Origin of the sequence: Heyndrickxia oleronia (assembly GCF_017809215.1) — a bacterium.
GTDB lineage: Bacteria > Bacillota > Bacilli > Bacillales > Bacillaceae_C > Heyndrickxia > Heyndrickxia oleronia.
Window position 1 is genome coordinate 1,224,061 of the sequence record NZ_CP065424.1, and the last position, 24,629, is coordinate 1,248,689.

A 24,629-nucleotide genomic window follows, 5' to 3' on the forward strand; every position below is an offset into this window, starting at 1 on the left:
TTTTTTTTCTTCGATAATCTAGATAAATATTTTGATTTCTCCACCTCCAATATTCTGTAAGTATTGAGCGGTTCTGTATGCGATTTTTAGATTAAAGAAGTATATTAAGTAGCATAAAAACTCTATGTGAAATAGTGTGGAAATTATACTTTTTATATAATATTTTAAAGATTATAAGATTAATTTGTTAAAGTATATAATTCTATTGGTTGATTATTTGGGTGGAAAATTGGTTATCAAAATTTGGTTTATAAATGAAATAATAGTTTTTAACCTATATAATATAAAAAAATATCTAAATTAGTCGATATAACAAATAGAGAGAATAAGCTTTTGCAAAATTGCCAAATGGAGGATCTCACAATTATGGAACTAATTTATCAGGAACATTCCTTTCAATTAAATAAACAGACCAATGTTGAGATTATTATCGAAAAGATACATGAAATATTAGAAGATGGAGTATTTTTTAGTCATTTAATTATAGATGGCAAGGAAGTTTATGAGGATTTTGAAATATATTTATTAGATCATTTAACACAAATAAAGCAAATTAAAGTAATTACAAAAACTGTTGGTGAATTTATTAATGAATTGTTACTGACTGCGGAAGGATATCTTGATCGAGCTATACCAGAAGTTTCTTTGTTGTCTAATGAATTTTACCAAAATTCATCTACAGAAGGTTGGAATAAATTTTCACAAATGTTAGAAGGAATTCAATGGTTAAATCAAATGATTCACACTATAAATAAGATTAAAGAACAACCTAATAACTGGAATGAATACTTAAATCTTAGTAAGAAATTAGAAAATGAAATAAAAAATTTAGAAGTAGCAGTAGAAAATGATGATAATGTCTTAATTGCTGATATTATTCAATACGAAATCTTATCAATTTTTGAAAGAGTAAAATCTGTTATTCAAACAACTATTGATTTAGAGGGTTGTCGTCATGATCTTAATTGATAATAGAAATATTTTACGAATAAACCATCGAAAATTATTAAATGAGTTGGATGAATTTATGTCTAATTTAAGTATTGATAATTTAATTTTCGAACAGTCAAAAAAAGGACCACTGACAATAAAAATTAATTTTAATGGAAAAACACAATATTTACATAGTAAGTATGATCCTGAATCTGAAGCTGAGAGATTAATTATACAATTAAAAGATATTGATAAATACGATCACGTTCTTTTTATTGGTACCGGAATTGGTTATCATATTAAGCAATTAATGAATAAGTATCCTGGTATGAAATTTTCAATTTATGAGCCTAATAAGGAAATCCTCTACCATTATTTGTCCAAGTATAACTTAAAAGAACTTCCTATTTCCAACTTACAAATGATATTCTCTTGTACAGATGAAAATTCATTACGATATGAAATTCAACGTCTTATTCAGTGTGTAGGGAATAATATCCTTATTGCTCCATTGCCTGTTTATGAAAAGATGTATAAAAATGAAGTTTCTATAATCATGGAGTCAATAAAGGAATTACTTAAAGATAAAAAAAGTAGCTTAATAGTGGATGCATCATTTCAAAAGAGGTGGACGATCAATTCTATTAAGAATTTCCCTTATGTACTCAAAACAGCTAATATACTTCAGGATGTTGATAAAAATGCATTCCGTGAAAAACCTGTAATACTTGTAGCAGCTGGACCATCATTGTCAGATGAAATTGAGAATTTAAGGTATATCAAAGAGAAAGGACTTGCATATATATTCTCAGTTGGTTCAGCTATTAATGCACTTGTAGAGCATGATATATATCCGGATGCAACTTGTACATACGACCCAAAAGAGAGGAATCAAAATGTAATTAAAAAAGTAAAAGATAAAAACATTTCTAATATTCCTCTTATATTTGGTAGTTCAGTTGGTTTTGAAACATTAAATGATTATCCAGGACCTATGCTTCATATGATCACGAATCAGGATACTGTATCTCCAACTTTACTAGGTGCTTCGGGGAATATTAAGATAGTTAATGATGCACCATCCATTGCAGTAGTAACTTTTCAATTACTAAATTTATTAGGATTTAGTCAAATAATATTGGTTGGACAAAATTTGGGATTTCGTGATAATCAACGATTTGCGGAAGGTATTAATTACAGCCATATACCTAACAAATTGTCAATAAAAGAAATGCAGAATGCATTGATTGTTAAGGACACAGAAGGAAATAATATTAAGACTTCTGAAATGTATAATACTATACGAAAACAACTTGAACTATATATTAGATTATTTAATAACACCAATGTTATCAATACTACAAAAGGTGGAGCACATATTGAAGGGACAACTTTTACCACTTTATCAGACTTAATAGCTCACAAATTAAAAAAAGAAAACATTGTACAACAAGCGTGGCATAAAGTGGATAATGGATATGATTTAGCAAATGTAAAGAAAAAGTTAAGAGAGCTGAAATTATTAGAAAAACAATGTGAAAAATATATATTTAATATAATTGAGAAGCTTAAAGATATAAATATATCTATAGAAAAGCGAAATTTAAATAATTTAGAATATCAGTTTATTAAATTTGATAAAGAATTTAATAAACTGAAAAATAATAACTATTTTCAGGCGTTTGTTTCCCCAATGTTAAGAGTTCAAAATAAACGACTTTCTGAAGCAAGTAAGAATATACGCTTTAAAAAAAACATGATGGAAAAGGGCGAATATGTAATTGAAATGTTTGGGCGCTTTATAAAGGATTGTGAACTTAACTTTAATATTGTACAAAAATATTTTATGGAACTTGATAAAAAGATCTTTAATAATAGCTTAAAGTAGATATATATACTAAATAAAGTAGGTAATAAATATGGCAGTAAGAATTATTCATTTAGCTAGTTTTGCCGGTAATATCGGAGACGTAGCAAACCACGAGGGGTTTTATACTCAATTTAAAAAGTTGTTTGTTGAAGAAGTTGTTATTGAAAAGCTAGAAATGAGAGATTTTTATTTAAAATGGAATAAAAAACAATTCGATGAGAATTTTGTTGATTTTGTAAACCAATACGATTTATTAATTATTGGTGGAGGGAATTTTTTTGAGCTATGCTGGGATTATTCATCAACCGGAACTACATTTAATATAAAATTAGAAGTATTGAGAAAGATTAAAGTACCTATTTTTATTAATGGCATTGGAATTGATGACACCAAAGGAACTAATTTAAATAACATTAAAAAATTTAGACTGTTCCTTGAACAGTTATTTTCTATGAATAATGTTTTTTTTACAGTTAGAAATGATGGCTCATATAGAATTATTCAAAAGTATTTTGATGAATTTTCTAGTCTTATTTACAAAATACCTGATCATGGTTTCTTTTTAAGCGAAGTGGAGACTATTAAACGTTATAAAGCCAAAAAGGAAATTAAATCTATAGGTTTTAATATAGCCATAGATATGGCTGGAATTCGATATAAGAATATTGATTATAATATTTTTATTAATAATTTATCAAAACAAATTAATTATTTTCTATCAAATACAAATTATAATATATATTTATTACCACATATACAGAGTGATTATATTGCTATTTTGGATATTTTAAAATTGATTAAAAATGAGTACGCTAGAACTAGAATATCAATTGCTCCACTTATACAGGGGCAAGAATTAAAGACATTTAGATGCTATAAAGATTGTGAAATGATTTTTGGAATGAGGTTTCACGCGAATGTATGTTCAATGTCTTTGGGGGTTCCTTCCCTAGGGCTTATTACTTACCCAAAACATGGAAATTTATATGATGAATTAGGAATACCAGATAGAAAAATCGAAATTGATAACCCAACTTTCTTTGATAGATTAGAACAAGAATTGAGTAACATAATTAAAAATAATAGATACTGTGATATGTTAAATGAAAGTTATCATGAAGTTAGAGAACATGTACTTATTGAAAAAAGTAGCGTTTATTCTGAATTAAAGTGTTGGTTAAATGAGAAAAAAATTATTTGACATAAAAGAAAAAGTTTAAATTCAAATATTAATTAAAATTATAATATACTTCATTTGGAATAGTATTTTAGACAATTAAATTTAGTTTGTTTTGAAGTATCTTTCTAAATTGTATAGTCATCAATATGATAATACATTAAAAGGAGAAAAAAATGAGAAAAAGAGTAATTGCAGAGGTTGGTTGTAACCATAAGGGAGATATGGAAATTGCTTACGAATTCATTAAAACAGCAGCTATATTTTGTAATGTAGATATAATTAAATTTCAAAAAAGGAACAACAAGGAATTGTTAACTCCTGAACAATATAATTCACCACATCCTAACCCTATTAATTCATATGGGAAAACTTATGGAGAACATAGGGAGTTTCTAGAATTCAATTTAGACCAGCATAAACAATTAAAGAAATGGTGTGAAGAGTACGGTGTGACTTATAGTACGTCTGTTTGGGATTTGACGTCTGCAAAGGAAATAACTAGTTTGAACCCAGAATTAATTAAGATACCCTCAGCATGTAACTTGCATTTTGAAATGTTGAGTTGGATATGTGACCATTATAAAGGAGAAATTCACTTATCGTTAGGGATGACTACAAAAGAAGAAGAGGAAAAAATTGTGAGTTTTTTTGAAGAAAGAAAAAGGAATAAAGACCTAGTTTTATATAGTTGTACTTCAGGTTATCCAGTTCCATTTAAAGATGTGTGTTTATTAGAGATTACTAGACTTAAAAATGAATATGGAAAAAGGGTAAAGGAAATAGGATTTTCGGGCCATCACTTGGGGATAGCTGTGGATATTGCTGCATTTACTTTAGGTGCGAACATAATTGAGAGACACTTTACGTTAGACAGAACCTGGAAGGGTACTGATCATGCTGCTTCACTAGAGCCAGATGGTTTAAGAAGACTAGTAAGGGATATAAAAGCAGTTGAAGAGGCATTAACATATAAATCTGAGGATGTATTAGACATTGAAAAGGTACAGAGGGATAAATTAAAGTGGAGAGAAAGAGAGTTTGTATAATGGATTATAAAAATGTTGCATTGATACCAGCAAGAGGCGGAAGCAAGTCAATACCATTGAAAAATATTATGCATATTGCAGGAAAGCCGCTTATTGAATGGACATTAGAGGCCGCTTCCAAGTGTAAAGAAATTGATCATATATTTGTTGCAACTGATTCACCAGAGATTAAAGATGTTGTGGAAGGGTTTAATTTACCTAATGTAACTGTTATAGGTCGTTCTATAGAATCAGCAGTAGATACAGCCTCATCCGAAATTGTGTTATTAGAATTTGCAAGAAAATATATGTTTGAAAACTTAGTTTTTATCCAAGCAACATCTCCTTTATTAAAAGCTGAAGATTTATCACAGGCCATACAAAAGTTGGAAGAAAATAAGCTTGATAGTTTATTATCTGTAGTTGAACAAAAGAGATTTATTTGGAAAGAAAATGATGCGGGTGTATTTCCAATAAATTATGATCCGATCAACCGCCCTAGAAGGCAGGAAATGAGTGGTTATCTCGTTGAAAATGGTGCATTCTATATAACTAGTAGAAATGCATTATTGAAAAGTGGATGTAGGATTTCTGGGAAAATTGGATACAAAATAATGTCGGAAGAAAGCTACTTTGAAATTGATGAACCATCAGACTGGACTATAATAGAGCATTTACTAATTAGTAATAAAAACCAGAATGAAATAAAAAATAAAATTTCAAAAATAAAGATGTTAATTACTGACTGTGACGGTGTACTTACAGACGGTGGTATGTATTATACGGAAAATGGAGATGAAATAAAAAAATTCAATACAAAAGATGGTATGGGAATAAGTAAGTTAAAAGAAATAGGAATCGAAATTGCCATTATTACGGGTGAAGATGTACAAATAGTAAGAAATAGAGCTAAAAAAATGGGTATAAGTGAAGTATATTGTGGTATAAAAGACAAAACAAAAATTTTAAATCAATTAATAGAAAAATATAATTTACACTATGAAAACATTGCTTATATTGGAGACGATATTAATGATTTAGATGCCATGAAATTGGTAGGATTGGCTTTTACGGTGAATGATGGAATGCGCTGCGTAAAAGAAATATCAGATTATGTAACTAAGAAGAATGGAGGCCAAGGTGCTGTTAGAGAAATATGTGAATTATTTCTCTCTTAATATAGTTACAGGTGTTGGTAGTTATGTTTTGAGGAGTTTTCCTCTCTTTAGTTTGTTCCCATACATTCGAAATCCTTAATATTTTTAAGGACTAATAAATACAAAATATTGATAATCAGATGGATATTAACGATTAAAAATTTCTGATTGATAAATGTGAAAAGCATGAAAATAAAACATAGTCTATAAGCATTAATAATTGATCCCATTCAAATAAACAGCAAACATTGAATCAAAACATATAGGATGTTTATGTGATTTAGGAATAGATGGTTCAACTGATGGTACTACTATCCTGTGAAGTTATTAGTAAGTCCATAGTTTTACTTTCTTTTATATAGGTTCTTATGCTGATATGAAATTTTGGATTATAGTACGATAAATGGTTCTACATTACGGGTTTGATGGAATCCTTGTAAGTTTTAAAGACACTCAATATGTTATTAAATTCTACTTGCGTTGCAATCAATAATGGTCCTTCAAGTTTTATCTTAGTAGAGTTTAAAACACAATATGGAGTTCCAAAAAAAGTAATCAAAAACTATCAAATATAATTGAAGGTAACGGATGGCTGTATATATGACTTGGTATCATTTTCTAATTTATCTATTACATTACAAATAGATAAAATAAATAGTCACACAAAAGGGAATAATTGTAGTGATGTAACATTATTATTAGATCCTCGATAAAGAAATTTTGATTATGCAATTTAAACTATTTCCAATGATAGGGCAAAAAATAAGTGCGATTCAAATTTGAATTGTACATGGAATTAATATAGCAGATGTGAGTGTAGTAAACTACAATATGTAGAGTCAAGAACTAGGTCAGCTTATATCTAATAAGATTATGTCTTTAATACAGACAATTATATTGCTACCAGTAAAAGTCATTTTTTTTAGAAATAACAAACATTGAAAGGAATTTTATGACTTTTAAGATAATATAATTCTTGATAAAACTCGAAATAGTTAAGGTTATTTTTTTACATTCATTAAATTTGGGGAAATTTTATTAATAACTAAAAATAATATCCTTAAACTTTATCAAATTAGAGACGATATAAATAATAGATTACCATTTAAACGGAAACTATAAATATTACATTTTTTTAACCTTATATCAAATGAATGGTAGAAAATATATAAGGATGTGAATAACATGGTAAGAATTAGTGGTCTTGCAAGTGGGATGGACATTGATTCACTTGTTGAAAATTTAATGAAGGCGGAAAGAGCACCATTAGATAAATTAACACAGCAAAAACAAAAGTACGAATGGCAACGTGATGATTTTCGAGAAATTAGAACGATGATGTTCAATTTTAATAATTCAATTTTTGACAATATCTTGAAACAAAGTACTTATACTCAAAAGAAGGTGAATGTATCTGATCCCGATCTTATATCGGTTAGAAATGTAAATTCAACTTCCGATTTTTCTGGAACGATTACAGTGAATAGTCTAGCCACCTCTAGTTCTGTAGTTGGGGGAACAATTGGCACTTCTATCGATTCTTCAAAAAAAGTAAGTGAGATATTTACTGATGTAAAAGGTAGTCAATCCATAAAAGTAAAAGCAATCACAGCTGACGGAAAACTGGAAGAAAAAGAAGTCAAATTTGATGCGGATAAAGATTCCTTAGATGATGTCGTCAAGAAAGTGAATCAAGAAACTGGAGCAACAATGTTTGTTGATTCGAAAACGGGAAAAGTTTCTCTTACTTCAAAGAATACCGGTACTACTAGAGAAGGTACAACGGATGTTGACTTGTCTTTAACTGGTATTCTTTTTGAAAAATTGAAAGTTGCTGATAATGTTACTGATACTGAAACAAAAAGGACAGCTGGGACAAATGCCTCGTTTACTTTTAACGGTATTGAAACAACACGTACCTCAAATACATTCCAAATTAATGGATTTGAGATTACTTTGAAAGAGGGAAAGCCGGGAAAGAGTGTTACATTTAGTTCTTCAACTGATGTTGATGCAGTTGTAGATAAGATTGTCAAATTTGTTGATGAGTATAATAAGCTAGTTGAAAAAGTAAATGGAAAAGTAACTGAAAAGCGTTATAGAGATTTTCAGCCACTAACAGCAGAACAAAAAGCAGATATGAAAGATAAGGAAATAGAGCTTTGGGAAGAAAAAGCAAAGAGCGGAATGCTTTATGGAGATTCTATTTTATCCTCCAGTTTGACTGAAATGCGTACAAATTTATATTCTCCAGTGAGTGGGCTTACTGGAATGAATCAATTATCAGAAATAGGGATAACAACTACTGCTAATTATCTTGATGGTGGAAAACTTACAATTGATGAGGATAAACTTAGAGCAGCGATAGAAAAGGATCCAAATGCTGTGTATTCAATATTTGCAAATGATGGAGATACAACTGCGGAAAAAGGATTAGGCAGACGTTTGCGTGATACATTAAAAAATACTATGGAAAAAATTGATGAAAAAGCTGGTAAAGCTACAAGTGTGAACAATACTTTTACATTAGGAAAATTATTAGATAATGTTGATAAAAGTATTGATAGTCTGCAAGATCGCTTGAAAGATATTGAAAGCCGCTATTATCGGCAATTTTCAGCAATGGAGACTGCTATTCAAAGAGCAAACCAGCAATCAGCATACTTATCGCAATTCTTTAGTTCATGAAATTGAAATGAGAGGGTCATAAAATGGCAGTTAATAATCCTTATCAAACTTATCAAAACAATTCCATTACAACAGCATCTCCAGGAGAACTCACACTGATGCTATATAATGGGTGCTTAAAATTTATACAACTCGCAAAAAAAGCAATGGTAAATAATAATATTCCAGAGAAAAATACTAATATCCAAAAAGCCCAAAATATTATTCAAGAGCTAATGGTTACACTAAAAATGGATTTAGAAGTAGCTAAAAACATGATGTCACTCTATGACTATATTAATCGTAGATTAATTGATGCTAATATTAAGAACGAAATTGCCATATTGGACGAAGTAGAAGGTTTAGTAACTGAATTTCGTGATACATGGAAGCAAGTGATCCAAATAAACCGCCAACAACAATTTGGCTCAAATAGTGGACAAGCATAATGAGTGCAGTTCAGAAATGTTTCTCACTTACAGAAAAACTAATCACATCTGTTCAAAAAGTCAATGAACAAAATCGTGAAGAATTCATAACCATGATTGAAGAATTATTAGACGAAAGAGAACAGCTTTTAAGGATGATTAAACCTCCTTTTTCCAAAGAAGAACAAATAATAGGCGAAAAAATTGTACTAATGAATGACACGCTTCAAAATCTATTAAATATTCAAAAGCAAAATATACAAAAAGATATAAATAGCTTATCAAAGAAAAAAACATCCATGAATAAATATATTAATCCCTATCAAAACATGCAGACAGACGGTTATTTCTACGATAAAAGAAAATAGAAAAAAGGATAACATCGTTCAAACGAGTGATGTGCACCCCAAAAGTTAGACCAAAAATCTAACTTTTGGGGTGTTTTTTATGGTCAAATACGATGAAGGATTTAAGCAACAAGTTGTAGATGCTTATCTTTCAGGAGAAGGTGGCTATGATTCCATAGCTAAAAAGTTTGGAGTTAGAAGCTCAACGAATGTAGCAAAATGGGTTAATACCTTTAGGCAATTTGGAAAGGATGGTTTTCTTAGAAAGAAATCCCCGACTACTTATCCTGTTCAATTTAAGTTAGATGTCCTAAACTATAAATTAAGAACAGGAGAATCCTTTGAATCAGTTGCTATAAAATTCGGTATTCATGAGCCACCAATGATTGCAATTTGATGCGTACATGGCAAAACGAAGGCATTGAAGGACTCTCTAAACTAAGGGGGCGTCCATCAATGTCAAATAAACAAAAGAAGAAAAACTCAGAGAAAAAGTTAACGAAAGAACAACAACTTGAAAAAGAGATAGAGTTACTTCGTGCGGAGGATGCCTATTTAAAAAAGCTCCGAGCTTCAGGGATAAATATTCCGAGCCGACTGCTAAAACAGAATCGAGAGTCATCCATGAACTCAGAAAAAAATTCAAACTAGCCGTTATCCTTGAAGCAACAGGTTTTCCAAAGGCAACTTATATGTACTGGCAAAAACGATTTGATGAACCTAGTCCAGATGAAGAAATAGAAAAGGTTATTAAAGAAATCGTTGATAAGCATACAGGAAATTATGGATATCGTCGAATTGATATGGAATTACGTAAGCGTGGTTATGTTGTAAATCACAAGAAAATTCTACGGATTACAAATAAACTCGGCATTACTTGTAAATCCTTCACACGTAAGTCTCGTAAATTTAGTACTTACAAAGGAACGATCGGTAAGATTGCGAAGAACCTTATCCACCGTAGATTTGATACAAACATTCCACATCAAAAAATGACAACTGATACATCAGAATTTAGATACTACACGGCCGATTCTAAAGGAAATATGATCATCAAGAAAGCCTATTTAGATCCATTTTTAGATATGTATAACGGTGAAATTCTAGCCTTTAGGGTATCAGAACGACCAAATTCAAAAGCTATAATGGAGGCTTTAGAAGAAGCCATTGAACGAACAAAAGATTGCCCATATAGAACAACCGTTCACTCTGATCAAGGGTGGGCATATCAAATGAAAGCATATGTAAAAAAAATAAAAGATAATAATATATTTCAAAGCATGTCCAGAAAGGGGAACTGTCTAGATAATTCACCTATGGAAAATTTCTTTGGCATTATGAAGCAAGAAATGTACTACGGTAGAATTTATCACTCTTTTGAAGAGTTAAAACAGGCTATTACAAACTATATTTATTATTATAATAATGAACGAATAAAAGCAAAATTGGCTGGCATGAGCCCGGTTGAATACCGTCTTCATACCAGCCGATTAGCAGCTTAAATATTTAGTCTAACTTTTGGGGTTCAGTACAGAGTTATCCTTTTTTGTGTATTTGAGATTTATTTGTTCTAGACTAAAAAATAATTTCAGAAAGATGTCTTTAAACGAATAATTACCCAAAAATTTACAAATAACTAACTAAAACCACTCCGAGGCTAAAAATGTTCTTACTATACACTTCTACTATTGTTTTCAATGTTATCGCATATAAGTTCGTAAAAGAGATGTCAGCAAATAAAATTGTTCATATCTGGCTTTTCACAATCTCTTTACAATTACTCTTCGATACATTTATCGATTTAAAATATCATGGGTATTGGTATTTGACACAGGGGATTGATTATTTAGCGTTTCCCGCTTACACCCTTTTAATTCCCCCAATCAATGTCCTGTTTTTAGAGTACTTTCCTTTTGGTAGATCAGTGAAAGGAAAGGCATTATATATAATCATTTGGACCATACTTTTATTACTATATGAAATGTTGGTCAATCTACCACCACCATGGGGATATTTTCATTATGGTTGGTGGAAGTTCTGGTATTCCTGCTTTATGGATCCTATCTTGTTATTGATTTTGATCGGCTTTTATAAATTTATTACTAAATTAGAGAAGAAGCTAAAGCTGGGACACTAGGGTCAGGTTTCATGTCCCAGCTTTCGATTATGGAAGAACAAAGGTGACGGATGCCTATTTATTTGACTTTCATGTTTACGATTAAATTTGCCTATTTTCCTTACATAAAAATAGTCTTAAATATGTAGGTTAATAGAAGAAGGATTTAATTATGATCGAAAGAAATAGATAGTAAGTATGTTGTCAAAATAATAGAGGTGATCATTTTGAAGTTTTCATATGACTATATAAAAAGTGGGAATGCAACTTGTGTATTAGAGATGGGGAAGGAAAGGTTTGAATTTTATCCGACCTTTCATTCGGATGCGCTTGGTGATTTTGTTTCTTATTTGGCATCTGTCCATCCTTTATGTAAATTAAGCTGGAAAGAAGGAGCGTTTCACAAAATAAATGGAGGGATTACGTGGGAGACAGGCACATATTTATTGCGTTGGGAACTCAAGCGTGATTTTGAAGACTTAGAAATTAAGATTACAGAATGGCAAAACCCGATGATTGATAGAAAAGGAGATTCTCAATTAATTAGAAAAGTATTAGAGGCAAAATGTAACTTTAATGAATTTGTTTTATGTGTGGTCAAAGAGTTGGATCGGGTGATTAAACAACGGGGGATTTTGGGATATCGACAAGAATGGCAAGGTTATACATTTCCTATCGATGGATTTTTGGATTTGAAATATGCTTGTCTATATAAAAAACCCTTCGAGATTACCAAAAAGAACAATGGAACATCATTAGAAGCTGAGCTAAATTTATTGATGGAAAAAATGGATTAACGATAAAATAAGACCCTCTAAAAAACGTACTCCAATAAATTATCGAATATAGCTTATCAAAAGGTCTATGGTATCACACGCTTTTAGATAATCAAAGAAAGCGGCTACTCGGATTCTTTTTCTAGTTGTTAAACCGTCTCTAAGCAGTAGCCGATAATTTTTAATAGATCCGATGATCATTTGTGTTTGATTTTTTGCATAGAATAAGTCTGCAATCTCTAGGTTATCACGGCTTCAACTGATACTTTTTTATTTTTAAATACAAGGTATTCCTACTTATTTTCAACAAACTCGCAGCTTTGCTGATATTCCATTCAGTAGCATGTAAAGCAGTTTTAATGGCCTCCCTTTCAGTGTTGATCAGAGGAGGGGGCGGCTCAAATGAATTTGTTGATTCGCTTTTTTGTTCATACTCATTTATAAATTGTAAATCCTCTACACCGATTTCATTTCCTTCTATCAGAAAAGCGGCTTGCATGAGAACACTGTGCAATTCGCGAATATTTCCCGGCCAATGGTAGGATTGGAGCTTTTCTTTTGCATCATTTGTTAGTTGAAGAAAAGGGTGATTAAGTTGTAATAGTAAATGATCGGTTAGTTCGAGGATGTCTGATCTTTCCCTTAATGGGGGAAGTGTGATGAAGATGCCTTTTAAACGGTAATACAAATCCTCTCTAAATCGTCCTTCCTGAACCTCTTCACGTAAGTTTTTATTTGTTGCAGCGATGATTCTGGTGTCAATGGTTTTCTCCTTTATTCCACCAATGCGAGTGACCTTTTTTTCTTGTAATACGCGGAGTAAGGCTGCTTGTGCTTTTTTGGACATGTCACCAATTTCATCAAGGAAAAGGGTACCTCCGTTGGCTGCTTCGAATTTCCCTGGTCCACCTTCTCGATTTGCACCTGTAAATGCCCCGCGTTCATACCCAAAGAGTTCACTTTCTATTAAACTTTCAGGGATAGCACTACAATTAACTGCTATAAATGGCTGCGGTTTACGAGGGCTTGATGTGTGCAAGGCTTGAGCAACTAATTCTTTGCCTGTCCCACTTTCGCCGTAAATGATGACTGGATAGTCTGTAAAGGCTGCTTTGTTAATCATTTTTTTTATTTTTGTGATTTGCGGACTACTGCCGATAATTTCTGCTGTTGAATAAAGCTGTGAATCCTTTTTTCTAGTTGTATGTAATGAAACAATGGAGCGCGCAGATTGATTTGCTTGATCAGAGATCACCCCGATTGCCTGTCCTTCCTTATGGTAGAACTCTTTTCCAAGACAATCCTTCCCAAGGAGCCTATGAGTTGCATGGTTTGCACGTATGATTCTTCGTTCTTGGTCGAGAGTTATGAGCGGGAAGGGATAATAATTTGTCGTTAGTTCTAATTCCTTCGTAGCTAACAGTTTTTCTTGATTTGCCTGCTCAAGAATTAAGCGATTATACACTGATTCAGCCATCATACTAACTAATGCAATCATCGATGGGTGAAAATCCTCCTTGCGTGCACTAATATTAATCGCACCAATAAACTCACCACTTGGAGAATAAATGGGGCTTGCCGCACAGGTAAGAATATGGTTTTTGACAAAGAAGTGATGCTCTGCGTGGGTGGTGACTAATCTTTTTTCATGTAGGGCAAGACCAATAGCATTTGTCCCTTTTATTTCCTCCGACCAGTTTGCGCCAACCTCCATATAGTTGAAAGCAACATCTAATTCTAATTTTCCTGCTTTTTGAATAATGATTCCATTCCGATCTACGATGACAGTCACTAATCCCTTGTTCGGAAGGGTTTTGTACAGCTTTTCCAATAAAGGTGTGGTCTGGTCAAGTAGGAATTGATTTTTTGCGAGAGCTTTTTCCAAGTCGATTCCGGTTAAAAGCTGATTATTCATAGGTCCATTAGGGTCGAGCCCATATTCTTGACAGCGTCTCCAGGACTGGGTGATCAAATCTTTGGGATCCATCATACGTAGAGGTGACATTATTTTTTCCTCCTTTATCAAATAGCTTTTACTGAAATATATTAGCTTTCATCGTTTAAGATGCACTAAAAATTGCGCATGTCTTTCATCCTGTACTAATTTAGGACACTGTTTGTTGATGTTTAGGACATCTCGTTTGGTTGAGCAATTAAGTTTGCCGAAAATTCCTGCTTTTATAAGTTGGCATGGAAATTGCTTATTAATAGAACGAGCAATACATTATTTATAAAAAAGGGGAGGAAGCTAAATGGTTGGAAACAGAGCAGTGGCATATATGGGACCTGGGAAAGTTGAGGTACAGGATATTGGTTTTCCTGATTTAGTGTTAAGGGATGGACCTGGGGTGAATCCGTTAAATGTGGGACGCAAATGTAATCATGGAGTGATTTTAAAGGTTGTAACGACAAATATTTGTGGTAGTGATCAACATATGGTCCGCGGGAGAACAACAGCCCCTACTGGCTTAGTGCTTGGACATGAAATTACAGGAGAAGTCATTGAGGTAGGTAGTGATGTGGAATTTATTAAAAAGGGTGATCTTGTATCGGTGCCATTTAATATTGCTTGTGGACGGTGTCGTAGCTGTAAAGAGGGATCAACCCATATTTGTGAAAATGTAAATCCAGATCGTCCGGGCTCTGCTTATGGTTATGTAGATATGGGCGGTTGGGTAGGAGGGCAATCCGAATATGTAATGGTGCCTTATGCTGACTTCCAATTATTAAAGTTCCCTGATAAGGACCAAGCAATGGAGAAAATTAGAGATTTAACGATGCTTTCCGATATATTCCCAACAGGTTATCATGGTGCAGTAAGTGCTGGAGTGAAACCAGGTTCGACCGTGTATATTGCTGGAGCGGGACCAGTTGGTTTGGCTGCTGCTCATTCGGCGCAATTATTAGGAGCAGCTGTTGTCATTGTAGGTGATTTAAATGCAGAACGTTTAGCACAGGCGAAAAGCTTTGGATGTGAAACGGTTAACCTGCGTGAACATACTAATCTTGGAGAACAAATTGAGCAGATACTTGGAATTCCAGAAGTGGATTGTGCTGTTGACTGTGTAGGGTTTGAAGCATCTGGACATGGTGCCAATGCTGGGGAAGCCCCTGCAACCGTACTAAATTCGATTATGCAAGTGACACGTGCAGGGGGAAGGCTTGGAATTCCAGGTCTTTATGTAACCGGTGATCCTGGTGGTATTGATGAGGATGCCAAAATTGGAACGTTAAAAGTCCGTCTTGGATTAGGCTGGGCAAAAGCACATACATTTGTAACAGGGCAAACCCCAGTCATGAGATATCATCGTGATTTAATGTCCGCGATTCTTAGTGGTAGAGCCCAAATTGCAAAGGCTGTGAATGCAACAGTGATTTCCTTAGACGATGCTCCTAGGAGCTATCAGGAATTTGATCAAGGTGCATCTAGAAAATATGTAATCGATCCACATGGGCTTGTGAAATAAGTTGGTGAAGGGTCCGACAAGTCATTAAAGAATTCTACTATGAGAACAAAAAGTGTAGAAAAACCTCATTAAAATAAGCCTCCAATTATTTTTGGAGGCTTATTTTTTGTGGGAAAATTGGGACATAAGATCCGGTCCATTGTCCCAATTATATTAAATTATTTAGAAAAGCGAATGATAATACACGACAGCGTAGAGGTTTATTGTATAATAATGGTATCGTTATGACTGGTGAATCTTTTATTGCTTAAGTACTAGAATGATAATTTTTCAACGGTTTGAGGGGTGTGCAATGAAAGAGAGAATTTTGCAATTAACACAACTGGCAGAAATTTCGAACCATGGGCATATTTTATATATGTATGATTCATTGGATGGCTATTTGAAAAATGCAATTTCATATATTTTAACGGGGTATAAACAAGGGAATCAACTATTATTAATTGATAATGATGAACGCTATAATCTTATTGTTCATCGTTTAAAAGAAATACTTCAATCGGACGATATGTCATTTTTACATTATGTGAATAATGCTGAGTTTTATCGATTACACGGAGATTTTCATTGTGATAGTATTATTCGTCATTTTAATCGCCTGTTGGCCCCTTTTTTCGAAGAAGGAATTCCTATTCGCACATGGGCACATGTTGAATGGCGGGAAAAAGACGTTGATCATTTAGAACTTGAACACTATGAATATGTTTCGGATCAAAATATAGAGAAATCAGGGATTATCTCTGTTTGTGCCTACGACGGTCAGTATGTTACAGCATCGCTTCAAAATAAATTACAAAGAAGTCATGAGTATCTCATGACAGATACTGAATTGGTTAAATCAACATTATATAAAATGGGTGGGATGGTTTATCCGTCCTTATCGGTTCAAGAAATACATAATAAAACAGCAAATAAATTAAAGGCAACGAAGCATCAATTACAATCCTTTATAACCAATAATTTAGATCCTGTCATTATTTATGATCATTCTGATCGAGTCATCTCAGTCAATCTAGCGTTTGAAAAAACCTTTGGGTGGTCTCGAGAGAGCATATTAGGGTTACATGCAACAGAGTTACCTATTCTTCCAGAAGACCGAAAGTTCGAATTTTATAGAAATAGGAGCTTTACATTACGTGGAGAAAAGATTGTTGAGTATGAAACAGTAAGAAATACGAAGGATGGTCATTTGATTCATGTGCTAGTCTCATGTTTTCCTTTATTGAATGCAGAAAATTATAATGATGGTTGGGCAGTCATCATTAAGGATATCAGTGAGAAGAAACAGGCACAGGAGCTATTAATAAGAAGTGAACAACTTTCAATCGCTGGTGAACTTGCGGCAGGGATTGCTCATGAAATCCGCAATCCTATTACGTCAATAAAAGGATTTTTTCAACTTCTTCAATCCGATACATTAAAGAATAATACTTATTATGACATTATTTTATCAGAAATAGAAAGGATCGAAACGATACTTAGTGAATTATTATTACTTGCAAAACCACAAGAGATGAATCTTGTTTCGATTAATCTATGTATGTTGCTAAATGATGTAATCGTTCTAATGGATGCTCAAGCAAATATGAATAGTGTTCTAATGATAACTGAATTTGAAACGGAAGAATTATTTATCAAATGTGAAGAAAATCAAATTAAACAAGTCTGTATTAATTTTATAAAAAACGCGATTGAGGCAATGGCCGATGGAGGGAAGCTTGTTATTCGGTTAGAAAAGAAGGGGAATGAAAAGGTTCTGATTAGCTTTATTGATGATGGCTGTGGCATCCCGAGTAATGTACTAGATAAATTAGGACAGCCCTTCTATACTACGAAGGAAGAAGGAACGGGACTTGGATTTATGGTAAGTAAAAAAATTATTGAAAATCATAAAGGAACCGTTACGATTGAAAGTGAAGAAAATAAAGGGACAAAGATTGAACTAACCCTTCCTTTATAAGGATTATCGGGTTGTAAAAGGATGATAACACGTAATAAAAAGGCCGCCTTTGTTGCGGCCTTAATCTTTTTTACTATTATTAATATATGCCTCCAACAAAAGAAGCTCCAATAATGATAAGTAAAATAAACAACACAACAATTAAAGCAAATCCGGCACCAAGTCCACCACCAGCTACAACTTCACTCATAAAAACACCTCCCATTCGGATTATTTTATGTATATGACCCAATTTGGTTAAAAGAAATTATATAGGGGGGTCTGACCCCCAATACGTTAAAGTGTTAAAGGATGCTAATTAGGAGATACAGGAAAGTCGGTTTTTAGCGAAAAAAGTCGAAAGTTGTAAGCGGATTCACAAAATTCATTTTTCAGACATTAACAATTTTATTCATTAGAGGGAGTATAATGTGAAATTGGAAGTTTAGTATTTAGTTAATTATTAATAAAGTTAAACGTATGGAGTAGGAGATAGGTCTTTAGGGAATGGCTTATTCATCATATGGATGGTCTTTTTTTATGCAAAAAAATAGAGAGATAGAGAAATGAAAGGAACTGATGATCATGGCCATAGAATATGGTCTAGTACCAAATGAAAGTTTTGAAAGTATTTATTCGGAAATTTGTCTCAGTCATAATCAAGTAAAACATATGTTAAATCAATACCTAAACTCTATTAAAAATATGACGATACAATTAAATGAAGAAACTTTAATAAAATTGACAAAAGGTCAAGTGGTAGATGTCCTACTAGAAAACTTAAAACGAAAGGAAATTGTCGAGTTAATACATATGCTTACAATGATTAATGAGAGACAGTCAGATGTGAGTTCATATATGAAATATATACTATTAGGTATTTTAGCTTATAAAGAAAAGAAGGGATTCAAGTGAAGGCACTAAATAAAATTTCGGTGAAATTATTATTTGCCATTTTAGTTATGACGGTCATTATTAGTACGACCATCGGCGTGGTGAACTATACTTTTGCTAAAAAGGAACTTATTGAAAGTGGGAAATTAGATTTACAACACTTAGTAAATACATCAATGGCCACATTAGAGGCTTTAAACAATGCAGTTAAAGAGGGGTCTCTCACTTTGGAAGAGGCACAGGAAAAAGCTAGGGAAATTTTAAATGGACCAAAAATAGATAATGGTAAAGGTAAAGAAATCTATAATTTTTCACAATCTCCATTTGTTTATAAAAAGAATGGATATATTTTTGCCCTAAAATCAAATCGTGAGGTTAGTTTAAATCCACTAACACCAATTGGTACGAATGATACATCAAAAACGTCAGTTGAAACTCGTGATCATTTAATTAAGGCTGCACAAGCTGAAAATGCAAAGGATCATTTTTATGTATATGATTGGAAAAATCCAGGTGAAGATACAGCTCGTGAAAAAATCTCATATATGACTTATTTCGAGCCTTGGGATTGGAATATTGGGATTGGGGCATATACGGATGAATTCTATGATTCTTTACATATGATGAAATGGTTAACCATCATCCTTTGCGTAGGTATTTCAGTAATCTGCTTAGCTATTTTCTACACTGTAGCAAGAAAGAAATTTAGATTGCTTGAAAAAATCTCCGATGCTTCTTTGGAAATCGCTAACGGAAATTTAAACATAGAAAAACTTCCTGAATCATCCGATGAACTAGGACATCTAAGTTTTTCATTTAATAAAATGGTCATGGAATTAAAAACAATGGTAAGACAATTACAAGGATTAAGTACGAACTTAGTAGATTCTGCAACAAATTTATCAGCTATATCTGAAGAAACATCAGCGAGTGGTGAAGAAGTTGGACATGCACTTGGAGAAATTACGAATGGAATGGTTGCTCAGGCTGCTGATACTGAAGATACAAGTAAAAACATAGAATTACTAACTGAATCGATTGAGAAAATGAATGAACATCACCATCTGATGAAGAGTACGACCGATATTTCTGAAGAAGCAGCATCTAATGGCATGAAGATGATTGAGTTACTACGAAAATCAAATGATGAATCCGTTAAGGCATCAGATGAAATTAGTGTTGGAATTACGAATCTATATAATAAAATTCAAAACATTTCTAGCATTACGAAGACCATCAATGGCATTTCTGAACAAACAAATCTATTAGCTTTAAATGCAAGTATTGAGGCAGCAAGAGCTGGAGAACATGGAAAAGGCTTTGCGGTTGTTGCCCAAGAGGTAAGGAAGCTTGCAGAAGGCTCTAACCAGGCAACGATGGAAATCCAACAAATGATTGCCGAAATTGAGAAGGAAACCGAATCAACCGTCATGGCCATGTCAAACACAATTCAGCATTCACAACAAATGAATGAAGTAGTAGAGAAAACGGAAAATGAATTCGAGCATATCCATTCAACTGTATCTAGAACGGTGAAAGCAATTAAATATTTAAGTAAAGAAATTGATACCATAACAGCTAAAAGTGAACAAATCACTGGAGCCATCCAAAACATAGCAGCTGTTTCACAACAATCGGCAGCTTCTGCAGAGGAAATCACGGCATCTGTCGACGAACAAATGAACGCAATGGAAAACAGTGCAACACTTGCAGAAAATCTAAGTAAATTAAGTGAAGAATTAAACCGCACCATTCAAAAATATCAATTATAAAAGGGACAGGGGTCGGTTCCGACGTCCCGGTGGGACAAGAGAACCGACCCTTTGTCCCTTAAGCTAAACTTTTCCAATTCTCTGCCGATATTAATGATAGAATATTCAAAAGGGGAGAGGTAAAGATGATGGACCGTATAGGGGGACAGGTTCAACCGATTTCAACGATATCAAATTCCACTCGTGGAGAAATGAAAAATGATCATGCATTAGAACCGGTTCCATTGCCGAAAAAAGATGGGGGCAATCCCGAAACAAATGTAAATGAAAAAGATAAGGCAAAGTTAGAAAAAGTGGTAGATAGCATGAACGAATTTGTTTCTGCATCGAATACTCATTTGAAATTTGAGTTTCATGATAAATTAAATGAGTATTATGTTACTGTTGTCGACGATTCCACACAAGAAGTGGTGAAGGAAATTCCTTCTAAGAAAATGCTTGATATGTATGCTGCGATGACTGAATTTCTCGGTATTATGGTAGATAAAAAGATTTGATATCGGAAGAAAAGGGCTGTCTGACTTTTTGCATTTCAGACAGCCCTTTCATGAGGGGATTTTTTTAGAGGGAAAATTTGTTGTTTAGTACAACCAAAATTTCCTTGTGGAGGTTATTATTATGCCTATTTTTAATGTAATGGAGGAAATTGTCCGTAATGCACTTATGGAGCATATGGAACAATTAAGATTACCTTGTACCTGTGAACGCTGTATTGATGATGTGATGGCTTTGTCATTAAATCATTTACCACCTAAATATATTGTAAATGAAGGGGCAAGTCCTTTTGTTCGCGCCTATTATACCGCTGACCGTCAAGGCGCAGCGAACATTATTAGCATTTTGTTCCAAGCAGCAGAAACAGTTTCAAAAAATCAACGTTGTTCGAATCGAGTAGACTAAGTAAATAAAGCAGCAATTTGAATTGTTAACATACTAGGGGGAGCTTATGAGTTGGTTTAAAAAAACAGAAAACAGCAAGAGTACAGTTAAACAGCAAGATAGATTACCAGTGTCAATAACCTTAGATTTGTCAGATCAAGAGTTAATGAAGCAAATGGAAATGATTCATTTTACAAAGGAAGATATTCGCGCCATTGCATCAATTAAGACTTTCGTAGATCAAAATATCGATAAAATTGTGGACGATTTTTATAAAGCATTAGGAGAACAGCCAAATCTTTTTGAAATCATTAATCAATACAGCAGCATCGAACGTTTGAGTCAAACATTAAGACGACATATTTGTGAAATGTTTGAAGGGAAGATAAATCAGGAATTTGTTGAAAAACGAATTAAAATTGCGATTATCCACCTTCAAATCGGTCTAGAACCGAAATGGTATCTAGGTGCCTTTCAAAATTTATTTTTCTCATTAATGGAAATTGTAGAAGAAAATATTGAATCTAAAGCTGAAGTGATTGAGATTATTAAAAGTATTTCTAAACTCCTTAATTTTGAACAACAAATTGTTCTTGAGGCATATGAAAAAGAGTTTCGTAGATTTCGGAAAAAGCATGAAGAAGAGAGAATCTTAATAGAGCAAAAAATTGCCGATGTGTCTGAAACATTATCAAATTTCTCTGATCGAACAAATGAGTTTATGACACAATTAAACCAACAATCTGTTGATATGCTTGCAGTAGCCAATGAAAATGTTGAAATCGCAAATATAATGGAAAATGAAGCGCATAGCAGTAAAGACAAATTACATCAAGAGCAGCAATTAATTAATAATATCGAAACGAGCACAAGAACAATTAATGATCGAGTGAAAGATTTAAAAAAGGCTTCAGAACAAGTGCATTCAATTATTTCGATTATTACGAGTATTGCAGAACAAACGAATTTACTGGCTTTAAATGCAGCGATCGAATCAGCAAGAGCAGGCGAATATGGCAGAGGATTTTCCGTTGTTGCTGACGAGGTTAGAAAGCTAGCAGAAGAAACAAAAAAATCCATCGGTAATGTTTCAACATTAATCGAAGGAATTAATGGCCAGATTGAAGATGTAACTTCATCAGTTGAAGAGGTATCTCATTTGACCCAAGAAAGCTCAAAAGAAATTTCCAATATGGATGTATTTTTTGAAAAGATACTTCAAGCTGCTGAGAAAAATAAACACCAAAGTGGTGTGACGAAGGCAGAATTAACGCAAACATCTGACATCATTCATCAAGTTACGAAGCTAATGGAGCAAATTTCCGGTTCATCGGAGTATTTAATGAAGCTTTCTCAAAAATTTTAAGCAGCATAAATTAATCAATCAGCGAAAAGAGGGAATGAGGCGCAGTGCACATCATTCCCTCTTATATTTTCAGTTGGGTGTTTTTGTCAAGTCGGTAGCATTTGGAAAGTACCTATTACCGCCGTTTATCCTAATAAAGGCTACGTCTCGAAAAAAAGAGCCATTTATTTTATTAAATATATTTATTACCAGAAAAATCCAGGATAGCCATACCCATACCCATATCCATAAGGATACCCACCATAAAGGGCAGGGCCTAATAAAGCTGTGGTTGCTAGACCTCCGAGAAATCCTCCGACAAATGGCCCTCCAAAAAATGGTCTACCGTAAAAAGGTCTCCCAAAAAAAGGTCTTCCGAAAAATGGCCGTCCAAACTGCCTTTGATCCATGTTCACATTCCAATTTGGGATTTGATAATATTCAGGGTTCATCAAATATCCTCCTCTTTTTTCTCTTTGAATTTTTATTACATATTCCCTAAATAGTATGAAGCTGGTTAAAAAATGGACTGGGTAAATGTCCCACTTAGTAATGAAAAAATTACTAATCAAATTGAACTTTCTAAAAAGCTTATCTTGTTTCATAAAGTCATTGGAAGGGGTTTCAAAAAATACAGAAAAGTATAGAGTAATATGCTATAATTTTCAAAATTAGATTTATTTTTGGGGGAAGGTATATGGAACGATTGGTTGACATGCAATTTACTGAAACCGTTTTGAAGGAAATCTTAAAAAGGTTTAAACTTACACCTGATTACCAAAAGCTTGGCGATTTTGAAAATTACGTTTTTGAAGTATATGATCAGAATCATGCACCAAAGATACTTCGTGTAACCCACCATTCCCATCGTTCGAAGGAAGAACTGGAATCTGAACTTGATTGGATTCAATATTTATGTAATTGTGGGATTAAGATACCTAATGTAATTACCTCTCCAGTTGGCAATACCGTCGAAGCATTCGAAGGTAATCAAAGTTATTTCTTTGCCAGCTTGTTTGAAAAGGCATTAGGTCAACCAGTTAAAGTTGATGGTCCATCGTTCAATGAAAAATTATTTTACAAATGGGGAAAAACCATTGGTAGGATCCATAAATATACGAAGGATTATGTACGAACACCAGGGATTGTTCAACGAGCCCAATGGGATGAAAATGATCTTCTTGATTTGGATAAATATTATACTGGAGAAGACGCGTTGCTTCTAGGGAAGGTAAACAAAGTTATTGAAAACATAAAAGAACTTCCGAAAGAACGAAATAGCTTTGGCTTAATACATACGGATATTCATCATGGTAATTTTTTTTATGATGGAGAAATGATTCAAGTATTTGATTTCGATGATGCCAGCTATCAATACTTTGTTTCTGATATTGCCATTCCATTATACTATGCAACCAATTCAAAGCATTTTTATGGAACAAGAGAGGAACGTAATCAGTTCGCAAAAAAATTCTTGCATGCCTTCCTTGATGGATATGATGAAGAAAATCATCTTACAAGGGAATGGCTTACAAATCTGCCACTATTCCTAAAACTGCGGGATATTGATTTATATGCTGTTTTTAATAAAAAAGTAGTACCAGAAGATCGAAATGAACGTGTTTTACATTGGTTAAAGGAAATAAGAGAAAGAATTGAAAATGAAGTAGCTATTGTAGATGTATCTTTCACATGATCAATTATGACAAAAAAATAAGTGATTCGACAATCTTTTTCAAATATGACAAATTCGACAAAAAAATCTTTCGTTTTAAGCAGGAATTTGGACGGTTATAATAGAAATATATAAACATAGCTTTAATTATAAGGCATC

At 33.0% G+C, this 24,629-nt stretch carries 23 protein-coding genes and 1 pseudogene; 21 read left to right on the plus strand and 3 right to left on the minus strand.

Annotation, left to right across the window (positions count from 1 at the left end; translation table 11 throughout):
- Positions 1–333 precede the first annotated feature (333 nt).
- The 13 genes and pseudogenes from I5818_RS06160 (at position 334) to I5818_RS06210 (ending at position 12,520) form a co-directional block, all read left to right on the plus strand.
- Complete coding sequence (locus I5818_RS06160; RefSeq protein WP_209391872.1) at positions 334–969, plus strand: DUF8042 domain-containing protein; 636 nt, start codon at positions 334–336, stop codon at positions 967–969.
- On the plus strand, positions 956–2,821 hold the full coding sequence (locus tag I5818_RS06165; protein WP_209391873.1) for a motility associated factor glycosyltransferase family protein: 1,866 nt from the start codon (positions 956–958) through the stop codon (positions 2,819–2,821). The genes I5818_RS06160 and I5818_RS06165 overlap by 14 nt, the downstream gene beginning before the upstream one ends.
- Positions 2,822–2,852: 31 nt before the next feature.
- The gene (locus I5818_RS06170; RefSeq protein ID WP_209391874.1) at positions 2,853–4,004 is read left to right on the plus strand and encodes a polysaccharide pyruvyl transferase family protein; all 1,152 of its coding nucleotides are present in this window, start codon (positions 2,853–2,855) and stop codon (positions 4,002–4,004) included.
- 152 nt (positions 4,005–4,156) lie between these two features.
- Entirely contained in the window at positions 4,157–5,029 is an 873-nt protein-coding gene (locus I5818_RS06175) for an N-acetylneuraminate synthase family protein (protein ID WP_078111332.1), read from the plus strand.
- Positions 5,029–6,186, plus strand: coding sequence for an acylneuraminate cytidylyltransferase (locus I5818_RS06180; protein WP_078111331.1), 1,158 nt, complete (start codon positions 5,029–5,031; stop codon positions 6,184–6,186). The genes I5818_RS06175 and I5818_RS06180 overlap by 1 nt, the downstream gene beginning before the upstream one ends.
- 1,164 nt (positions 6,187–7,350) lie before the next feature.
- Positions 7,351–8,853, plus strand: coding sequence for a flagellar hook-associated protein 2 (locus I5818_RS06185; protein WP_078111319.1), 1,503 nt, complete (start codon positions 7,351–7,353; stop codon positions 8,851–8,853).
- 23 nt (positions 8,854–8,876) lie between these two features.
- Positions 8,877–9,281, plus strand: coding sequence for a flagellar export chaperone FliS (fliS, locus tag I5818_RS06190; protein WP_078111320.1), 405 nt, complete (start codon positions 8,877–8,879; stop codon positions 9,279–9,281).
- Entirely contained in the window at positions 9,281–9,628 is a 348-nt protein-coding gene (gene fliT / locus I5818_RS06195) for a flagellar protein FliT (protein WP_078111321.1), read from the plus strand. The genes fliS and fliT overlap by 1 nt, the downstream gene beginning before the upstream one ends.
- Before the next feature lie 79 nt (positions 9,629–9,707).
- Entirely contained in the window at positions 9,708–10,004 is a 297-nt protein-coding gene (locus I5818_RS26005; RefSeq protein WP_235849611.1) for a transposase, read from the plus strand.
- Positions 10,005–10,063: 59 nt separating this feature from the next.
- Complete coding sequence (locus tag I5818_RS26010) at positions 10,064–10,258, plus strand: hypothetical protein (RefSeq protein ID WP_235849609.1); 195 nt, start codon at positions 10,064–10,066, stop codon at positions 10,256–10,258.
- Positions 10,222–11,109: pseudogene (locus tag I5818_RS26015) on the plus strand (IS3 family transposase); the annotation flags it as partial. The gene I5818_RS26010 and the pseudogene I5818_RS26015, both read left to right, overlap by 37 nt.
- Positions 11,110–11,270: 161 nt before the next feature.
- A complete protein-coding gene (locus tag I5818_RS06205) occupies positions 11,271–11,744 on the plus strand; it encodes a hypothetical protein (RefSeq protein WP_209391875.1) in 474 nt (157 codons plus the stop codon).
- A gap of 206 nt (positions 11,745–11,950) precedes the next feature.
- A complete protein-coding gene (locus I5818_RS06210) occupies positions 11,951–12,520 on the plus strand; it encodes a hypothetical protein (protein WP_078109818.1) in 570 nt (189 codons plus the stop codon).
- A gap of 226 nt (positions 12,521–12,746) precedes the next feature.
- Here the strand turns inward: I5818_RS06210 and I5818_RS06215 are convergent, their stop codons facing one another.
- On the minus strand, positions 12,747–14,504 hold the full coding sequence (locus I5818_RS06215; RefSeq protein ID WP_078109819.1) for a sigma-54-dependent Fis family transcriptional regulator: 1,758 nt from the start codon (positions 14,502–14,504) through the stop codon (positions 12,747–12,749).
- A gap of 247 nt (positions 14,505–14,751) precedes the next feature.
- Between I5818_RS06215 and fdhA the strand changes: the two genes are divergently transcribed.
- A complete protein-coding gene (gene fdhA, locus I5818_RS06220) occupies positions 14,752–15,966 on the plus strand; it encodes a formaldehyde dehydrogenase, glutathione-independent (RefSeq protein WP_078109820.1) in 1,215 nt (404 codons plus the stop codon).
- 292 nt (positions 15,967–16,258) lie between these two features.
- Positions 16,259–17,926 (plus strand): ATP-binding protein, encoded by a 1,668-nt coding sequence (locus I5818_RS06225; protein WP_169846882.1) that lies wholly within the window; start codon positions 16,259–16,261, stop codon positions 17,924–17,926.
- Positions 17,927–18,005: 79 nt separating this feature from the next.
- On the opposite strand, the gene I5818_RS06230 is transcribed toward I5818_RS06225, so the two are convergent.
- Positions 18,006–18,116 (minus strand): YjcZ family sporulation protein, encoded by a 111-nt coding sequence (locus I5818_RS06230; RefSeq protein ID WP_071976525.1) that lies wholly within the window; start codon positions 18,114–18,116, stop codon positions 18,006–18,008.
- Between the two features lie 374 nt (positions 18,117–18,490).
- Here I5818_RS06230 and I5818_RS06235 point away from each other — a divergent pair, with 374 nt between their 5' ends.
- From I5818_RS06235 to I5818_RS06255, 5 genes are all read left to right on the plus strand, one after another.
- Positions 18,491–18,820 (plus strand): hypothetical protein, encoded by a 330-nt coding sequence (locus tag I5818_RS06235; protein WP_078109822.1) that lies wholly within the window; start codon positions 18,491–18,493, stop codon positions 18,818–18,820.
- Positions 18,817–20,571, plus strand: coding sequence for a methyl-accepting chemotaxis protein (locus I5818_RS06240; RefSeq protein WP_078109823.1), 1,755 nt, complete (start codon positions 18,817–18,819; stop codon positions 20,569–20,571). Before I5818_RS06235 ends, I5818_RS06240 begins: the two co-directional genes overlap by 4 nt.
- A 125-nt stretch (positions 20,572–20,696) precedes the next feature.
- Positions 20,697–21,068 (plus strand): flagellar protein FlaG, encoded by a 372-nt coding sequence (gene flaG / locus I5818_RS06245; RefSeq protein WP_235849593.1) that lies wholly within the window; start codon positions 20,697–20,699, stop codon positions 21,066–21,068.
- 121 nt (positions 21,069–21,189) lie between these two features.
- Entirely contained in the window at positions 21,190–21,471 is a 282-nt protein-coding gene (locus I5818_RS06250) for a late competence development ComFB family protein (RefSeq protein ID WP_058002941.1), read from the plus strand.
- Between the two features lie 46 nt (positions 21,472–21,517).
- Positions 21,518–22,816 carry a globin-coupled sensor protein gene (locus tag I5818_RS06255; RefSeq protein WP_078109824.1) on the plus strand — a complete coding sequence of 433 codons (1,299 nt, stop codon included), beginning with the start codon at positions 21,518–21,520 and terminating at the stop codon, positions 22,814–22,816.
- A 185-nt stretch (positions 22,817–23,001) separates the two neighbouring features.
- Here the strand turns inward: I5818_RS06255 and I5818_RS06260 are convergent, their stop codons facing one another.
- Positions 23,002–23,247 (minus strand): hypothetical protein, encoded by a 246-nt coding sequence (locus tag I5818_RS06260; protein ID WP_078109825.1) that lies wholly within the window; start codon positions 23,245–23,247, stop codon positions 23,002–23,004.
- Positions 23,248–23,492: 245 nt separating this feature from the next.
- Between I5818_RS06260 and I5818_RS06265 the strand changes: the two genes are divergently transcribed.
- Entirely contained in the window at positions 23,493–24,491 is a 999-nt protein-coding gene (locus I5818_RS06265; protein WP_078109826.1) for a phosphotransferase enzyme family protein, read from the plus strand.
- Positions 24,492–24,629 lie beyond the last annotated feature (138 nt).